Below are 16326 nucleotides of genomic sequence, written 5' to 3'. Positions count from 1 at the left end.
CCGATGCTGTCGAACAGGCCCTCGACAAAGAACCGCTCCCACATCGGCCCGATCCGCGCGCTGTCGGTTTTTTGTTCGTCGGCATTGCAGGTGCGCACCTGCAAGCCCGATACGCTGAAAGGCTGAACCTCTCGCCGTTTTACATCCATGCTTCGCCCTCCGTTCTGGCGTCTATCTATTGGACTGACAGGCAAGGTATCAGCGATTCACATTCACCACCACGCGCCCGCGCAACTCGCCGGCCAGCAGGCGCGACGCCGCGTCGATGGCGTCGCCGAGGCCGATTTCGTGGCTGATCAGGGTCAGCAGGGCCGGGTCCAGGTCGCAGGTCAAACGCTGCCAGGCCTCGATCCGCCGGACCTTGGGCTGGGTCACGCTGTTGATCCCGGCCAGGGTCACCCCGCGCAGGATGAAGGGCGCCACCGTAGCCGGGAAATCCATGCCCTGGGCCAACCCGCAGGCAGCCACGGTGCCATTGGCCCGGGTGCTGGCGCAGGCATTGGCCAAGGTGTGGCTGCCCACCGAGTCGACCACCGCCGCCCAACGCTCCCTGGCCAACGGCTTGCCCGGCGCGGACAGGCTGGCGCGATCGATGATCTCGTGGGCGCCCAGGCGCTTGAGGTAGTCCTGCTCCCCAGGGCGGCCGGTGGAGGCCACCACCCGGTAACCGAGCCGGGCCAGCAGGGCAATGGCGAAACTGCCGACCCCACCGTTGGCCCCGGTGACCAGTACCTCGCCCTGCTCCGGAGTCACGCCGTTGCGCTCCAGCGCCAGGATGCAAAGCATCGCCGTGTAGCCGGCCGTACCGATGGCCATGGCCTCGGCCGCGCTGAAGGCCTGGGGCAAGGGAATCAGCCAGTCGCCATTGAGCCGGGCCTTTTGCGCCAGACCGCCCCAATGCCCTTCGCCCACTCCCCAGCCATTGAGCAGCACCTGATCGCCGACCTCATAGTCCGGGTGGCTGCTGGACTCCACCGTTCCCGCCAGGTCGATCCCCGGCACCATGGGGAACTGGCGCACCACCGGGCTGCTGCCGGTGATGGCCAGGGCGTCCTTGAAGTTCAGGGTGCTGTAGGCGACCCGCACCGTCACGTCGCCCTCGGGCAGTTGCGCCTCATCGATCTTGCGCAGCGCCGCGCGATAACCGGTGTCGTCTTTCTCGATCAAGATAGCGTTGAACATGACTGCCTCCCGATAGGCCCATGCGCGGGCCGTGAACTTGAGCTTCAGGTTACAAAGGTGCCCACCTTCCCAGCCCGGACGGGAAAAAGCCATGTTCTTTTTGTCGTAGCCACTACGCCCCGCTGGAAATTTCAGCACCGCGGCCAAAGTCGACTGGCCTTGATCGGCTCTCTCCTGATACAACCTCCGGGTTGCCGTTTCTATCCCTCGATATCCCTCGATGCCGGAGAATCACTCCAATGAGCCAATGGCCTGACACCCGCATTCTCGACCTGCTGGGCATTCAACTGCCGATCATTCAAGGCCCCCTGGCCGGAGCGACCACCGCGGCCATGGTGATTGCCGTCGCCAGGGCTGGTGGCCTGGGCTCCCTGCCCTGCGCGATGCTCACCCCCGAACAGATTCGCCAGGAAGTCCAGACCATCCGCCAGGGCACTACCGCGCCGCTGAACCTGAACTTCTTCTGCCACCAGATGCCGCCCCCCGATGCCGAGCGCGCCGCGCGCTGGAAGGCCGCCCTGGAGCCCTACTACCGCGAGCTGGGCGTCGACTTCGATGCTCCCACGCCGGTCAGCAGCCGAGCGCCTTTTGACTTGGTCAGTTGCGAACTGGTGGAAGAACTGCGCCCGGAAATCGTCAGCTTCCACTTCGGCCTGCCGGAGCCAGCCATGCTGGCGCGGGTCAAGGCCACCGGGGCGAAGATCCTGTCGTCGGCCAGCACCGTCGACGAAGCCGTGTGGCTGGAACGGCATGGCTGCGACGCGATCATCGCCATGGGCAATGAAGCCGGCGGCCATCGCCCGATCTTCCTCAGCGACGACTTGAACACCCAGGTCGGCACCATGGCCCTGGTGCCGCAGATCGTCGATGCGGTGAAGGTGCCGGTGATCGCCGCCGGCGGCATCGGCGACGCCCGCGGCATTGTCGCGGCCTTCGCCCTCGGCGCCTCGGCGGCGCAACTGGGCACCGCCTACCTGTTCACCCCGGAAGCCAAGGTCAGCGCCGCCCACCACCAGGCCCTGCGCACCGCCAAGGACAGCCAGACCGCCCTGACCAACCTGTTCACCGGCCGCCCGGCACGGGGCATCGTCAACCGGGTGATGCGCGAGATCGGCCCGATCAGCCCGCTGGCCCCGGCCTTCCCCCTGGCGGGCGGGGCGCTGATGCCGTTGCGCGCCAAGGACGAAGCCGGCTTCGCCAACCTCTGGGCCGGCCAGGCCCTGCGCCTGGGCCGGGAACTGCCGGCCTTCGAGCTGACCCGCACCCTGGCCGAGCAGGTCCTGGCCCAACTGACCCGCCGCTGACCCCCACACGCCGCGACTGTGTTCGCGGCGTTTTTCCCTCAAGCCGCCACAACCTTCGCAGTTCCGTTCGCCGGCGATTCGCTATATATTTCCGTATACAGCGATTCCCCCACCCCCGATGTACCTTCGCCCATGGAGCTGTTCATGAACCTTCGTTTCTCAGGTGTTGCCCCGACGTGCCTTGCCACTTTGCTCGCGCTCTGCGCTTTCGGTTCGGCCCAGGCGGCTGAAGTCCAGGTAGCGGTCGCCGCCAACTTCACCGCGCCGATCCAGGCCATCGCCGCCGATTTCGAGAAAGACACCGGGCACAAGCTGGTGGCCGCCTATGGCGCCACCGGGCAGTTCTATACCCAGATCAAGAACGGCGCACCGTTCGAAGTGTTCCTCGCCGCCGACGACAGCACCCCGGCCAAGCTGGAAAGCGAAGGCGCCACCGTCAAGGGCTCACGCTTCACCTACGCCATCGGCACCCTGGCGCTGTGGTCGGCCAAGGACGGCTACGTCGACAGCAAGGGCCAGGTGCTCAAGGACAACCAGTACCAGCACCTGTCCATCGCCAACCCGAAAGCCGCGCCTTACGGCCTGGCCGCCACCCAGGTATTGGCCAAGCTGGGCCTGACCGATCAGGTCAAGGCCAAGATCGTCGAAGGCCAGAACATCACCCAGGCCTATCAGTTCGTCTCCACCGGCAACGCCGAACTGGGCTTTGTCGCCTTGTCGCAGATCTACAAAGACGGCAAAGTCAGCAGCGGCTCGGCCTGGATAGTCCCGGCCCAGATGCACGACCCGATCAAACAGGACGCGGTGATCCTCGACAAAGGCAAGGACAACCCGGCAGCCCAGGCGCTGGTTGACTACCTCAAGGGACCGAAAGCCGCGGCTGTCATCCAATCCTATGGTTACCAACGCTAAATGCCCCTATCGAGTGCCGACTTTTCCGCCATCTGGCTGACCCTGCAACTGGCGTCGCTGACGACCCTGATCCTGTTGATCATCGGCACGCCGATTGCGTTGTGGCTGTCGCGCACTCGCTCCTGGCTGCGGGGGCCGGTCGGCGCCGTCGTCGCCCTGCCCCTGGTGCTGCCGCCGACGGTGATCGGCTTCTACCTGCTGCTCGCCCTCGGCCCCAGCGGTTCTATCGGCCAGCTCACCAAGGCCCTCGGCCTGGGCACCCTGACCTTCAGTTTCAGCGGCCTGGTGATCGGCTCGGTGATCTATTCCATGCCCTTCGTGGTGCAACCGCTGCAGAACGCCTTCGCGGCGATCGGCACCCGGCCGCTGGAAGTGGCGGCGACCCTGCGCGCCAATCCCTGGGACACTTTTTTCAGCGTGATCCTGCCGCTGGCCCGGCCGGGGTTCATCACCGCCGCCATCCTCGGCTTCGCCCACACCGTCGGCGAGTTCGGCGTGGTGCTGATGATCGGCGGCAATATTCCCGACAAGACCCGGGTGGTCTCGGTACAGATCTACGACCATGTCGAAGCCCTGGAATACGCCCAGGCCCACTGGCTGGCCGCTGCCATGCTGGTGTTCTCGTTCCTGGTGTTGCTGGCGCTGCACTCCAGCCGCAATACCCGCGCCGGCTGGAGTTGAGCCATGAGTGCATCGATCCACGTGCGCCTCAAGCGCGCCTACCCAAGCTTCACCCTCGACCTGGACCTGGCGTTGCCGGGCCGTGGCATCACCGCACTGTACGGACACTCCGGTTCCGGCAAGACCACCTGCCTGCGCTGCATCGCCGGCCTGGAGCGGGCCGAACAGGGCCTGGTGCGGATCAACGACGAGGTCTGGCAGGACAGCGAGCGCCACGTGTTCGTGGCGCCGCACAAGCGCGCCCTGGGTTACGTGTTCCAGGAAGCCAGCCTGTTCAGCCACCTCTCGGTGCAGGCCAACCTGGAGTTCGGCCTCAAGCGCATCCCGCGCGCCCAGCGCCGGGTCGACATGGACCACGCCACCGAACTGCTGGGCATCGGCCATCTGCTGCAGCGCCAGCCGCACCACCTGTCCGGCGGCGAGCGCCAGCGCATCGGCATCGCCCGCGCGCTGCTGACCAGCCCTCGCCTGCTGCTGATGGACGAGCCGTTGGCAGCCCTGGACAGCAAGCGCAAAAACGAAATCCTGCCCTACCTCGAACGCCTGCACGACGAGCTGGAAATCCCGGTACTGTACGTCAGCCACTCCCAGGATGAAGTGGCGCGCCTGGCCGACCATATCGTCCTGCTGGACAACGGCCGCGCCCTGGCCAGCGGGCCGATCGGCGAAACCCTGGCGCGCCTCGACCTGCCTCTGGCCCTGGGCGACGACGCCGGGGTGGTGATCGAAGGCCAGGTCAGCCACTACGACGCGGGTTACCAGCTGCTCGCCGTGCAACTGCCCAACAGTCAGCTGCGGATCCGGGTCGCCCATGCCCCGATGGCCATCGGCAAGCAGCTGCGCTTCAAGGTCCAGGCCCGGGACGTCAGCCTCAGCCTGCAAGCCGGCGAACACAGCAGCATCCTCAACCGCCTGCCGGTGACGGTCAGCGGCGAAATCCCCGCCGATAACGCCGCCCATGTCCTGGTGCGCCTGGACGTTGCCGGCAGCCCATTGCTGGCGCGGATCACCCGCTATTCCCGCGACCAGCTGGAACTGCACCGGGGCCAGCAACTCTGGGCGCAGATCAAGGCAGTGGCGGTGCTCGCCTGAGCCCCGCGGCGGCACTCCCCAGCACACCGCGGGTTGTCATCCGGCCCAGCCGCGCGTTAGGCTAGCCGCCCTTCCCCGTCACCGGACGACTGCCGACGTGAACAACTAAGCCTTCCCAAAATGTATTCGCGACAAGCCGCCTCGCAGCGCTTGTTGGCCTTTTCGACATTTTCCGGAGGTGCTGATGACTCACGTCACCCGGCTACCCGCGCTGGTTTGCCTGAACCAGCTGACTTTCCAGTTCGCCCATGGCGAAACCCTGTTCGACGCCCTCGACCTGACGTTCGATGCGCTGCCCACCGGCATCGTCGGGCGCAACGGCAGCGGCAAGAGCGTGCTCGCACGCCTGATCGCCGGCGAACTTTCACCCTCCTCGGGCAGCGTCGCCCGCTTCGCCCGTGTGGCCTATGTCGCCCAGGAACAGCTGGCGGAAGACGGACACAGCGTCGCCGAGGTGGCGGGCGTGGCCGAGGCCCTGGCCGCCCTGGAACGACTGGCCGCCGGCCAGGCGTCGATCGCCGACCTGACGCAGATCGATGAGCGCTGGGACCTGGGCGATCGCCTGCGCCGGCTGCTGGACGACGCCGGTCTCGATGGCGTCTGCCCCGAGGCCCCGGCCGCCCGCCTGAGCGGCGGGCAACGGGCGCGTCTCGCACTGATCGGCGCCCTGCTCAGCGACGCCGAGTTGCTGATACTCGACGAGCCCAGCAACCACCTCGACGCCGCCGGTCGCCAATGGCTGCAGGCACAACTGCGGCAATGGCGCGGCGGGCTGATCCTGATCAGCCATGACCGCCAACTGCTGGCCCAGGTGCAGCGCATCGTCGAACTCACCCCGCAAGGCGCGCGGGTCTACGGCGGCAACTACGCGGCGTTCCGCGCCCAGCGCGAGGCCGAGCACGGCGCGGCCCGGGCGGCCCTGGAACACGCCCGCACCGAGCGCAGCCGCGCGCAGAAACGCCTGCAACGCGAACACGACACCATCCAGCGCCATGCCGCCGGCGCCCGGCGTTATGCCGAGACCGCCAATATCGCCAGCTTCGAGCGGGTGAAGATCAAAGGCGCGGCGCGGGACATCATGGGCCAGGTGCGCCATCGCCAGCAGCACCACAAGGACAGCCTGGACCAGCAGGTACGCGATGCTTATGCCCGGGTGCCGCCGGATACGCCCACCCTGGTGACCCTGCCCGGCACCGCGGTGCCCCAGGGGCAACAGGTGCTGTGCCTGAGCCGGGCGCAGCTGCCGTGGCTGCCACCCGATGCCGAGTCCAGCTACCTCGATCTCACGCTCACCGGGCCCATGCGCATCGCCGTCAGCGGGCCCAACGGCTGCGGCAAATCCACCCTGCTGAAACTGCTCGCCGGCGAGCTCCAGCCCGCGAGCGGCACCTGCGCAGTACGGGTGCCCAGCGCCTGTCTGGACCAGCGCCTGGCGCTGCTCGATCCGCAACGTTCGATCCTCGAGCACCTGGGCGCCCCCGACAAACCCCAGGAGCAAGGCCTGCTGCGCAGCCGCCTGGCGCAGTTGCAACTCGACGCCCAGCGCGTCGTCCAGCCCTGCGGCCGGCTCAGCGGCGGCGAACGCCTCAAGGCCGCGCTGGCGATCGCCCTGTGGCGCGACACGCCGGCCAAACTGCTGCTGTTGGACGAGCCGACCAACCACCTGGATCTGGAATCGGTGGAGGCTTTCGAGAGCGCCCTGCGCGACTTCCCGGGCGCCCTGTTGGCGGTGTCCCACGACCGCGAGTTCCTCGCCGCCATGGCGCCCAGCCACCACCTGCGATGGACGCCGGCGGGCTGGCGACTGGAGGAGGAACGCCCATGATGAAATTTCTTTCACTGTGCATCCGCCCCACCTTGGCTAGAGTGGTCCGGGCACATTGAATACTCCCGACTGGCCCACCGTTCCCCCGGTGGGTCTTTTTTATGGGCGTCGCCAAAGGCCGGCTTACGACCCAACAGCCAGGCCAGGCATAAAAAAGCCCCGCACAGGGCGGGGCTTGCTGACTCGGGCAACGGCTTGCGTTACTTGAGCCTGACGGCGGTGCCGGTGACGAAGACCACCACCATCCCGCCGCGGCTGCTCGGCATGCTGATCTCGTAGTCCAGGCCGACCACCGCATCCGCGCGCAGGTCCCGCGCCCGTTCCTTGATCTCATCGGTCGCCTGCACCCGAGCTTCCTTCAGCGCCCGCTCCAGGGTCTGGGAACGCCCACCGAAAAAGTCGCGCAGCCCGGCGAAGATGTCGCGCACGACGTTGATCCCCTGCACGGACTCGGCGCTCACGATATCCAGGTACTGGGCAATCTCCCGCCCCTCGATCGCCTGGGTGGTAGTGATAATCACGGCATTCTCCTTTGACCGGCGCGACGCCGTCGCCCGGAGCACGGGCGGGGTCGCAAAAAAACGCGATGGTAACAGACCCTGCCGCGGCGGCTGCAAGCTCATGCCAAGGGCACCCTGCCCGCGAAGCAGCGGGCGGGATCGGTCGCCGCCCCGCGGGCAAAAGAAAACCCGGCAGCCTGGGTATTCGCCAGGCTGTCGGGTCGGGTCCGAGGGGTTATCGGGTATTGGCCACTCGCGCGGCCTTGGTCTTGCGCGCCGGCAAGGCTGCCGCATAGGCCAGGGCTTCTTCCCGGGTGCCGAAGGAACCCAGGCGGTCGCCCTGGGTGCAGACCCGCCAGGGGCCGCTGTTGACGCTGACGACGTCATAACCGTTCATGTGCATCTTGTTCAGCATTGGAACGCTCATATTCACCTCCCTTTCGCTAGAGCTCGTCCGCGGGTGTCGCGAACCACCTTACACCCGGTCGGCGACAGCTGGAGTCCCATCCATCGCCCTACGCCTGGCCACTGGAATGGCCCGCCCAGGTCTACCTGAGTTTCAGATCGGCCAAGGGGTCATACGCCCTGGACCTGGATGATGTCTGCGACGGTTTATCCCTCGGCGCTTTCGCCGGACCTATGGGGTCCACCTGCGGATCGGCGAGGTCCGGGGAATCGGGGTCGAATCCGAGTTCGTCCTTGCCGGAGGCATGCTCGGATGAACGTGGGCCAGTGGGTCTGTTCGTACTCATGAATACCTCCTGACAACGATGGCACCTCTCCATAAGAGAACCATTTGCGCACAGGGTGCAAGGCAGCTGACGAACGGCAGCGCCCTGTCATGTATCCGGCCATAGGGCAGCAAAGAAGCCGCCACGCTGATGCTGTTCTGCTACCAGTCCTGCACATCCAGCTAGCGTCTCCCCACGTTGAAACCGATTGCCGGAAGCTGGCCAAAGGCCCGAATTTTTCGGGGGCTTATGGCGTTTTGAAAGGTTGGCCCGAGCCTAAGAGGAAGCGGTGTTATCAGCCCGGGCGGTGACCTGCGTTTCGTCGCCCGGCCGTTGCCTGGGCCATGGCGCAGGCGCACACTGGCTGCAGCTGAAGGATCAGCTCCCCATCTGCAAAAGGCCCGCCCACGCGGGCTTTTTGTTTATCTGCGCTCCCTTCGCCCCGCCCTTCTCGAATACTGCTCGTCGCACCCGGAACTCGCCTTTAATTCAACTGAGGCGCCCAGGAATCTCTTCGCGACGTCGCCTCGGGAGCCCAGCCATGAACGCACCACTGATCGTCATGATCGCCCTGCTGTCGGCTGTCGCCGGCTGCACCACCAACTCCCACGTCTACCGCAATCAGCCGCTGGTGGCGAAAGTCGAAACCGGCATGACCCAGGAACAGGTCCGGCAGATCGGCGGCGAGCCTGTGTCCGTCACCCCGCGCACCGTCGAGCTCGGAACCTGCTTCGACTATGTGTTCACCCAGGGGGGTCGCCGGCAGCCATTCAATGTCAGCTTCGATGGCAACGGCAAAGTCGATCACACCAGTTTCATCACCTGCGCCGAGTGGAGCAGTGCCCAGCAGAGAGCCAGATCCTCCGGCAGTGGCACGGGCGGTATGGGCGGTATGGGAGGCGGTTATTGAGCCGCTTTCGCCTGCCGGCAGTCGGCCTGGGGGACCTCGATGGCGAGCACTGCCGGATGAAATTTCTTTCACGGTGAAGCCAGCGTCGATCGGGTAGATTTCACCCTGCTCATTCAACTATTGGCCCGCTCCCCGCGGGCTTTTTTTTGCCTTGCCGTAGCGCAGGGAAATACACCTGATGAGGGGCTGGCAGTCCGCGATAGAGGGCGAAAAGGCAAATTTCAGGCAAAAAAAAGCCCAAGCAGCTGATGGACACTTGGGGCTAAAAATGCATAAACCGTGGTAGGTGAACGCGGGGCTATCTTATCGCCAATGAGAACTTGTAACAATATATTTGAGGTTATTTTTACCCTAAATTTTCTCTAACCCCTTAAATAACCACATATTTTTTCAGGGGATGGCAGAATCGCCATCTTGTTGGCGCCAGTAAAAAGTCACCACTCACCTCTTCTCCGCGCCCGATGAAACCACCACCCCTGAACGACTGTGCGAGCCGCTTGCCTGCGATCAGTCATAAATGATCACGCATTCCGCAAGCGCGGAAAACTCACCGGCCACCACAGGCCTGCTGGCACTGACCAGCCTGGCCGCGAAAGACAGGCTGACCCCGGATGCCAGCACCGGGTATTCGACGCAGCCTTCGCTACCCAGGCGCATCACCTTGCCGCTGAGGTCCAGCAGTTGGACCCCGACATTGCGAGCGGAACTGGCGCTCTCATGGTCATTCATCAGGGTCACCCCATCACTGGTGATGCCATCGAAGTAAACCTGGATCTTTTTCCTGCCCTTGAGCCGTTCCTGGTCCAGTTCGATGCTGAAAAACCGAGGGGCGCTGCCGCCGGCCTGAATCGAATCGACGCTCAATGTACCCAGCTCGACCACCTGCTCCAAACCGCTGGAGCGACGGCGCGGCGCGCCAAAGGCGGCAATCCCGCCCGGGCCGTTATCGGGATCGATGTTCCAGCTGGAAGCGGAAACCCTGGCGCGAAATTCGAAGAACTTACCCACATTTTGAGGAGGCATTGTTTATTCCTTTAAGTGAATGCAAACGTCCGGATCGGTTCTGTCCGAGGCCGCGACCCAGGTCTCGACCTCTGCCCTGTCGCCCCGGCTTTTCCGAGTTGCCGAACCACCCAGGCGCGACAACGGTGCCGACAGGAACGCACACCAGGCGAACGCTGCAACCTTAGAACGGGGCAAAATCAGCGTCCCTAAGACACATCCGAAAGCCACCACTCAAGAATCAGATCACGCTGCAATGCCGCCCAAGGTGGACGCCGGACTGGCAATAAAAGAAGAAGGGAAACATCGGCAGGCGGACAAGTTGTCGGGACAAGCAAAGCCCGGTCTTGCACCGGGCTTTTGTTCCGAAAGGGTCTGGAGCGGAATATCAGTCCAGGGCGTCGTGCAGGACTTCATAGATGAGCCCCGTTGCGAGGGCGACCAGGATCAGATCGGTCCCCGCCTGCTGCCATTCATAGCCGTCATAGCGCGGCAACCTGCCCAGCATTCGACTGTCCAGCTTCTTGGCGATACCCGGCGGCAGCGGTTTACCTCGGGCGAGGTTTTTCTGAATGCCGGGCGGCAGGGCCGGACCGGGCGACCAGTAGTCACGGCTGTCGCCAATGATCACCCGGATACCACCAATATCGACCTGCGGACCGCCTTGCCTGTAGTCCTGAGACTGATGACCTTTATTGCCGTGCCCGCCCTGGTTGCCATGGGGATTTCCCTTGCCGTTCCCCGGGTCCGCCTGCAGGGCAGTCGAGCCGAGCAAAAGCGCGGCGCTTGTCAAAACAGCTACAACCGAACGAGTCGTCATCTGTGCAGTCCTCTGCTTGGGTCCAGCCACTGTGCCATTCGTCATGTCACTCGAACTATAGACAGCAAGTTGCGTCTGAGTTCGTGCAAACCTCTCCTCATCGATGGAAGCAATCATGCTTTTAAAGAAAAAGAATCTAGTGGCTGTCGTGACGTGCGTAATGATGCTGGCCGCTGCGCCTTTGTCCGTTTATGCAAAAGACGGTGGTGGCCATGGTGGCGGCAATGGCGGTGGCAACGGTGGAGGTCATGGCGGCGGAAACGGTGCGGGTAACGGCGGCGGCCATGGCGGCGGAAACAGCGCTGGCAATGGTGGCACTCATGGCGGACTAGCCAGTGGCCATTTGGGAGAGGCCAACAGCAAAAGCCACAGCACCGGACTGAAAAGCGACCCGGCCGGCAAGGCCGTGCGCAGCCACGGCACAACAGGCAATCATTACGGCAGCATCCGTAATGACAGCAATGGCCATGGCCAGGCCACTTCTGGCATCGCCCACTCCAAGGATACCCGCGGCCTGGCAAAAGCCACCGCGATCTCGGGCACTACGCCAGGCGACCACAACGCAAAAGGCTTGAGCAACGCGGCCGACTCCACGACCAAGAACGATCGCTAAGGCCGGCGTATTTTGCTCCTGCCGATGCGCTATCAAACCATCAGGCAGTCAGCGCCCTCCTCGCTAAAAAGCCCGGCCCAGCGCCGGGCTTTTTAGTACCTGCTTTCCGCTAAACCTGCTTCGCTCGCCAGATTACCAGGCAAGGCCCTCCCGATTGCCGATCGACTCCTGGCAGTGCCATTCGTCCAGCCCCAGGCGTCGCTCCCCGTTCCTCATCTACACCTACACATGGGATTTCCGGCCATATTGCGCCCCGCATGAGGATACAGAGGGCCGGCCATTCGATTCGATGGCACACGAAGCGCCATACGGAACCGCAGTACTTCAAGCTTCGGGCTTCATTTCTCAAGGAACGGAAAAATGATCATCAACTGCAAAAACTGGCATGCCTGGCTGGACACGATGCCACCCAAACCGGACGAACTTCATGTAGTAGGAGACGTTGAAGTCGCCAATCCAGGCGTCACCGCCTATCTGACGGTGCGCGTCCCGCAAGGAATCAACCCGGCAATACTCTTGCTGGACCTGCACCTGTTCCAGAGGCCGGGACACTGGATTCAGCAAGTCACCTGCACCCAAGCCAGGTTCTCCCGGGTGCTGCCTCCCAACTCCACGCATTACACCGCGATCGAAATCTTCTACAACGGTGAGCGGATCGCGTTTATCGATCACATTCCGCACGTCTCCTGAGCGACTGGCCCTGAACCCGGCCACGACCGCCTGATCCTCGATCAGGCGGTCGCCTCCCCCGCTTCTGATGCATTCCGTACGCCCGGCTCTTGTACCGGCAAGCGCCTGCTTTTAGCCTGACAGGCCTTGCCTATAAACCGGAATGAACATGATCAGATCCTTTGAACCGCAAGACATGGATGCCGTGCTGGACATCTGGCTGAGGGCCTCGCTGCAAGCCCACGACTTTATCGACGCCGGGTTCTGGCAGTCGCAGGTCGACACTATGCGCGACCTCTACCTCCCGGCGTCACAGACCTACGTCATCGAGCAGGCGTCCAGGGTGCTGGGCTTCTACTCACTGCACGACGACCAGCTTGCCGCGCTATTCGTCGCGCCCGAGTGCCAGGGTCAGGGGCTTGGCAAACAATTGCTTGCCCATGCCAGAACCCTGCGCAGCGTATTGAACCTGGGGGTCTACAAGAACAACACGGCCAGTTGCGGGTTCTACCTGGCGCAAGGCTTTGTCGTGACCCATGAACAGAGGGATGAGCAAACCGGGCAGATGGAATACCTCATGAGCAATGCCCCGTGCTGATCCGCTGCCATGAGCGATAGCCATCCAGAAAGATGATGGCATTTGGACATATCGCAGTTTCGCCGTTACTCTCGCCTCCCCCTGCCCTCCTGAATAAGGACATTGATGAAATACCTTATGCTCGCTTGCCTGGTCTCCACGTCCCTTCTGACCGGCTGTGCCGCCACCGTTGAGCGTGGAGGTTCCGACACCATCAGCATCGCGCAAGCTTCCAAGCAGAACCTGGCCGTTACCTTCAAAGGCAATGACAAGGTCGTGGCGAATGAAGACTGGGGCCTGCTGCAACGCACTTGGGCGAACTCGCTCCAGGCCGAGGCCGCCTTGGTTGGCTACCGAGTCACCGAGACCAGTACTGTCCCGGCCCCCCAACCTGGAGTCTTGATGCAGGTGAACGTCTCGAACTTCCGATTCCTTAGCCCGGGAGCTCGTTTTGGCGCTGGCGTGATGACCGGCAACGCCTGGGTCAATTCGAGCGTCGACTTCGTGGATATGAAATCGGGCAACAAACTCGGCACCCGCACCTACAACACGACCTCCAGTGCATGGGAGGGCGTGATGTCCGCCATGACCGAAAAGCAGGTTCAGGCCATCGCCAAGCAGATCATCGCCGACATCAAGGCCGCGAAGGCGGAGTAACGGCGCAACTCGATGCATGGAAGCCCGGCCCGTCCGGGCTTTTCTCAGCCTGCCAGAAACGGAAAAGCCCAACGGATGGCTGGGCTTTCTGCAACTTGAAACCTGAATCAATGAAGCTGTCGCTGCCTCTGCAGTTCGGTCTTCAGCCAGACGCCTGCCGGTTGCGCTCCAGTGGGGCAACGCACCTCATAAGCCTTGCCGCTCATGCTGCTTTTAGTGGCGGCGAGTTCGATGAAATCCTCCGCGCTGCTCACCATGTTCTTATCCTCGAGATAATTCAGTTTCTTCTCCAGATGCTCCCGGGCCTGGGGCGCCGGATACTCGGTGCCATTACGCACGAACCGGCACTCGCTGTGCTCGACAAAGTCCAGCAGGCCTTTTATTTCCTGGGCAGCCTGCGGCGTGGTTTGCGCCTGCGCACCACCGGCCATGACGACAACACCAAGACCCGCGGCCATCAAGCGACGAGCCAACTTAGCGATAGACATTCCCATGATTCATCCTTGTGCTGAAGAGGAGCAATGTGCGGGTTCGATCAAGCTTCGATAGGAAAAACCGGTTGGGCTGCCTGCTGCGCCTCAGCACTTTCTTGCGCAGCCTCGAGCTTGGCCAGAAAGCCTGGGTTCAACTTGGCTTCGAGCAGATTGACCTGCTCCACCGCCCTTTTCTGCTCGACAAGCTTGGCAAGCTCCGCATAGGAGAGTGTCTTGGCGGGTGCATTTTGAATAATCACTGAAACGCTTCCTTGGTCCGGGTTCAGCCTGCTTGAGGCTCGGCGGGGCAAGTGTATCGCCTGGGCTGGGCTCATCCAAACCCAACGGGCACGCGCTGCTCCACAACAGCCAGTGTGCTCGGCCTCGCTACCGAGATTTTCTTGGGGGTGTGCGCTGGTGAAGTTCAACCAAGGAATAAAAGAGAGGGGTACTCCAGCGCCGCTGCACTCAAGCGAACGGCGCTGGCCTGAATGCCGTCAGCGGCCATCCACCGAGAACTTGCCGGCGCCGGTAACGCTCAACAGCAACATTCCGCCGACAATGCTCATGTTCTTGAAGAACTGGACACTGTTGGCCGCGCGTTCGGCATCAACCATGGTCCAGAAATGGTGCCCCATCAGCGCGGTGCCGAACACGAACAAGGCCATCAGGAACGCCAGTGGCCGGGTGTAGAAACCCAGCACCAGCACGATGGCGACAAAAAATTCCATGATCACAGCCACCGCTGCGGCCACTGGCGGTACCGGGGCACCGAGGGAGGCCAGATAGCCCACCGTGCCTTCAAAACCGGTCAGTTTGCTCCAGCCAGACATGATGAAAAGAATCATCAGAAGAATGCGCGCCAACAGGATGATGACGTCTCTCTGGTTGTCGAACAGGGTGTATCGCATGATGGCCGTCCTATGAGGTGGGTTAATTTCACCTTAGCACTCCTCAAGCGTTACCCATGCTCTAACGAACTGCGCGGGTAGTTCCTCTACTGAAAGCGACCTGTCTTGATAGCAGCCCCTGACCGGCCAACAGCTTCGCCGCAACTTTCGGGCGGCGAGCGATCACCAGCACCACTGCGACTCACAGGGTATTCCGTCGTTATCGCCATCCATCCTCATTCCAGGGCAATGCTGCAGAAACTGTTTGGCCTCTGCGCATGAGGTCATCTGCGAACAATATTGGCGTCCATCACATTTGATGGGGGCTGAAACCTTGATTGGAACCGAAACAACTCCAGGTGCTGTCGTGACCGTAGAGGCGACTCTTGGATTCGGCAGCCGAGCCTCGACCCAGGGCTGTAATCCAGGGAACAACTTCCACGCCAACAGGCCGACAACCAGCACAACCAAAATCAGTTTCATGTTGAGCCATCCGTGATGAGAGACCGTTTGAATTCCCGTGGTGCATCCTTTCCAGCGTAAACCACGGCTTCGCACACAGCCTGTCTGGCGCGGACGAGTTGTTTTCATGAACAAAGAACAGCGCTTCGCGGCTGCCTGGTGAAGGCAGGATCCGCGAGCAAAGGCTGGAGCAGGCAAGGACACCGCCCAGTGAATGGCAGAGCAGAATGGGAATGAGCGAAGCGGAAACACAAAGGGCCTGCCCGGTGAACCCGTGCAAGCCCTTGGAATAGATGGTGCCCGAAGCCGGAATCGAACCGGCACGCCCTTACGAGCGGGGGATTTTAAGTCCCATGCGTCTACCAGTTTCGCCATTCGGGCGGTAGCGCGGTGTTGCAATCTGGAGGGCTCGAATTGCCTGAGTCCTTTCAGTGCCTTGCGGCAAGGGGGAGAAATATATACATCCCCTTCCCTCGAAGCAAGTTCGCTGGCGTCAAATTCAAGACTGAATATCGAGCGCGGCCATAAACAAAAAGGCTCCGTAAATCATCGACCTACAGAGCGGTTTTGATAAATGGCGATCGTAGTCGCAAACGACCCGACGCAGACAGATCTGCCTTCCACCAACAAAACCAGATATTTCAGCAGGTTAGCACACTAAAAACACCATAACCATCTGATTTTAAAAGGTTTATAGCGGGCTTGCCGCCTAGGTATCGCGGCCCGCTCCCTCCACTGCTCGCGCATAGGCGACGGTCGCCACCTCGATCAAAGCCTTGCGCTCATCCAGATCGATGATCCCCTTCTCCCGAAAGTGGTCGACGAGCCGCAACAGTTCGTCGTACCGCTCCTGGGCCCCCATCCTGGCTTCGGTGCTCATCAGCAAGTCATGGAAGGCGGAAAACGCCTGCGCCTTTGTATCGTCGTACATGGCCGCTTCTCCAGGGGGTGTGTTCGGTAGAAAGCGCCCGGCTGCGGGGGTTCGTTGAATACGACATGCGGTATGGGCATCGACCAGGACTGCGG

At 62.6% G+C, this 16326-nt stretch carries 21 protein-coding genes, 1 tRNA gene and 1 pseudogene; 10 read left to right on the top strand and 13 right to left on the bottom strand.

Annotated features, from left to right (window positions below; all coding sequences use genetic code 11):
• Both ACQKQA_RS21760 and ACQKQA_RS21755 read right to left on the bottom strand, forming a co-directional pair.
• Nucleotides 1–149 (bottom strand): annotated as a pseudogene (locus tag ACQKQA_RS21760) (GyrI-like domain-containing protein); the annotation flags it as partial.
• A gap of 49 nt (nt 150–198) precedes the next feature.
• The gene (locus ACQKQA_RS21755) at nt 199–1182 is read right to left on the bottom strand and encodes an MDR family oxidoreductase (RefSeq protein WP_427562219.1); all 984 of its coding nucleotides are present in this window, start codon (nt 1180–1182) and stop codon (nt 199–201) included.
• Between the two features lie 239 nt (nt 1183–1421).
• On the opposite strand from ACQKQA_RS21755, the gene ACQKQA_RS21750 reads away from it, so the two are divergent.
• The 5 genes from ACQKQA_RS21750 (at nt 1422) to ACQKQA_RS21730 (ending at nt 6996) form a co-directional block, all read left to right on the top strand.
• Entirely contained in the window at nt 1422–2486 is a 1065-nt protein-coding gene (locus tag ACQKQA_RS21750; protein WP_427562217.1) for an NAD(P)H-dependent flavin oxidoreductase, read from the top strand.
• Nucleotides 2487–2630: 144 nt separating this feature from the next.
• Nucleotides 2631–3398 (top strand): molybdate ABC transporter substrate-binding protein, encoded by a 768-nt coding sequence (gene modA, locus ACQKQA_RS21745; RefSeq protein ID WP_427562214.1) that lies wholly within the window; start codon nt 2631–2633, stop codon nt 3396–3398.
• Entirely contained in the window at nt 3399–4079 is a 681-nt protein-coding gene (gene modB / locus ACQKQA_RS21740) for a molybdate ABC transporter permease subunit (protein WP_427562212.1), read from the top strand.
• A gap of 3 nt (nt 4080–4082) precedes the next feature.
• Complete coding sequence (gene modC, locus ACQKQA_RS21735; RefSeq protein WP_427562209.1) at nt 4083–5171, top strand: molybdenum ABC transporter ATP-binding protein; 1089 nt, start codon at nt 4083–4085, stop codon at nt 5169–5171.
• Between the two features lie 184 nt (nt 5172–5355).
• Nucleotides 5356–6996, top strand: a complete 1641-nt coding sequence (locus tag ACQKQA_RS21730; protein ID WP_427562207.1) for an ABC-F family ATP-binding cassette domain-containing protein — start codon at nt 5356–5358, stop codon at nt 6994–6996.
• A 200-nt stretch (nt 6997–7196) separates the two neighbouring features.
• On the opposite strand, the gene ACQKQA_RS21725 is transcribed toward ACQKQA_RS21730, so the two are convergent.
• From ACQKQA_RS21725 to ACQKQA_RS21715, 3 genes are all read right to left on the bottom strand, one after another.
• Nucleotides 7197–7517 carry a YbjQ family protein gene (locus tag ACQKQA_RS21725; RefSeq protein ID WP_427562204.1) on the bottom strand — a complete coding sequence of 107 codons (321 nt, stop codon included), beginning with the start codon at nt 7515–7517 and terminating at the stop codon, nt 7197–7199.
• A 214-nt stretch (nt 7518–7731) separates the two neighbouring features.
• Complete coding sequence (locus ACQKQA_RS21720; RefSeq protein WP_427562202.1) at nt 7732–7923, bottom strand: DUF2188 domain-containing protein; 192 nt, start codon at nt 7921–7923, stop codon at nt 7732–7734.
• Between the two features lie 121 nt (nt 7924–8044).
• Nucleotides 8045–8248, bottom strand: a complete 204-nt coding sequence (locus tag ACQKQA_RS21715; protein WP_427562199.1) for a DUF6021 family protein — start codon at nt 8246–8248, stop codon at nt 8045–8047.
• 520 nt (nt 8249–8768) lie between these two features.
• Between ACQKQA_RS21715 and osmE the strand changes: the two genes are divergently transcribed.
• Nucleotides 8769–9137 (top strand): osmotically-inducible lipoprotein OsmE, encoded by a 369-nt coding sequence (osmE, locus tag ACQKQA_RS21710; protein ID WP_427562196.1) that lies wholly within the window; start codon nt 8769–8771, stop codon nt 9135–9137.
• A 507-nt stretch (nt 9138–9644) separates the two neighbouring features.
• Here the strand turns inward: osmE and ACQKQA_RS21705 are convergent.
• Together ACQKQA_RS21705 and ACQKQA_RS21700 are read right to left on the bottom strand one after the other, a co-directional pair.
• On the bottom strand, nt 9645–10160 hold the full coding sequence (locus tag ACQKQA_RS21705) for a fimbrial protein (RefSeq protein ID WP_427562194.1): 516 nt from the start codon (nt 10158–10160) through the stop codon (nt 9645–9647).
• 367 nt (nt 10161–10527) lie between these two features.
• Nucleotides 10528–10959: an anti-virulence regulator CigR family protein gene (locus ACQKQA_RS21700; RefSeq protein ID WP_427562191.1), complete on the bottom strand. Its 432-nt coding sequence runs from the start codon at nt 10957–10959 to the stop codon at nt 10528–10530.
• Between the two features lie 115 nt (nt 10960–11074).
• Here ACQKQA_RS21700 and ACQKQA_RS21695 point away from each other — a divergent pair, with 115 nt between their 5' ends.
• The 4 genes from ACQKQA_RS21695 to ACQKQA_RS21680 all read left to right on the top strand — a co-directional run bounded on the left by ACQKQA_RS21695 (nt 11075) and on the right by ACQKQA_RS21680 (nt 13475).
• Nucleotides 11075–11572 (top strand): hypothetical protein, encoded by a 498-nt coding sequence (locus tag ACQKQA_RS21695; RefSeq protein ID WP_427562189.1) that lies wholly within the window; start codon nt 11075–11077, stop codon nt 11570–11572.
• Between the two features lie 360 nt (nt 11573–11932).
• A complete protein-coding gene (locus tag ACQKQA_RS21690; RefSeq protein ID WP_427562187.1) occupies nt 11933–12262 on the top strand; it encodes a hypothetical protein in 330 nt (109 codons plus the stop codon).
• 148 nt (nt 12263–12410) lie between these two features.
• Nucleotides 12411–12839: an N-acetyltransferase gene (locus tag ACQKQA_RS21685; protein WP_427562184.1), complete on the top strand. Its 429-nt coding sequence runs from the start codon at nt 12411–12413 to the stop codon at nt 12837–12839.
• A gap of 105 nt (nt 12840–12944) precedes the next feature.
• Complete coding sequence (locus tag ACQKQA_RS21680) at nt 12945–13475, top strand: hypothetical protein (RefSeq protein ID WP_427562182.1); 531 nt, start codon at nt 12945–12947, stop codon at nt 13473–13475.
• 107 nt (nt 13476–13582) lie between these two features.
• Here ACQKQA_RS21680 and ACQKQA_RS21675 read toward each other — a convergent pair whose 3' ends face one another.
• From ACQKQA_RS21675 to ACQKQA_RS21650, 6 genes are all read right to left on the bottom strand, one after another.
• Nucleotides 13583–13969, bottom strand: coding sequence for a DUF5329 family protein (locus ACQKQA_RS21675; protein WP_427562179.1), 387 nt, complete (start codon nt 13967–13969; stop codon nt 13583–13585).
• Between the two features lie 41 nt (nt 13970–14010).
• A complete protein-coding gene (locus ACQKQA_RS21670; RefSeq protein WP_427562176.1) occupies nt 14011–14208 on the bottom strand; it encodes a hypothetical protein in 198 nt (65 codons plus the stop codon).
• A 237-nt stretch (nt 14209–14445) separates the two neighbouring features.
• A complete protein-coding gene (locus tag ACQKQA_RS21665; protein ID WP_427562173.1) occupies nt 14446–14859 on the bottom strand; it encodes a DoxX family protein in 414 nt (137 codons plus the stop codon).
• A 162-nt stretch (nt 14860–15021) separates the two neighbouring features.
• Nucleotides 15022–15321, bottom strand: coding sequence for an excalibur calcium-binding domain-containing protein (locus tag ACQKQA_RS21660; protein ID WP_427562170.1), 300 nt, complete (start codon nt 15319–15321; stop codon nt 15022–15024).
• A gap of 273 nt (nt 15322–15594) precedes the next feature.
• Nucleotides 15595–15681: transfer RNA gene (locus ACQKQA_RS21655), tRNA-Leu, on the bottom strand.
• A 328-nt stretch (nt 15682–16009) separates the two neighbouring features.
• Complete coding sequence (locus tag ACQKQA_RS21650) at nt 16010–16231, bottom strand: hypothetical protein (RefSeq protein ID WP_427562168.1); 222 nt, start codon at nt 16229–16231, stop codon at nt 16010–16012.
• Between the last annotated feature and the right edge of the window lie 95 nt (nt 16232–16326).

This window comes from Pseudomonas sp. NPDC089530, assembly GCF_050280705.1.
Lineage (GTDB): Bacteria > Pseudomonadota > Gammaproteobacteria > Pseudomonadales > Pseudomonadaceae > Aquipseudomonas.
The sequence above is the reverse complement of the archived record's forward strand: the minus strand, read 5'-3'. Positions and strand labels throughout refer to the sequence as shown.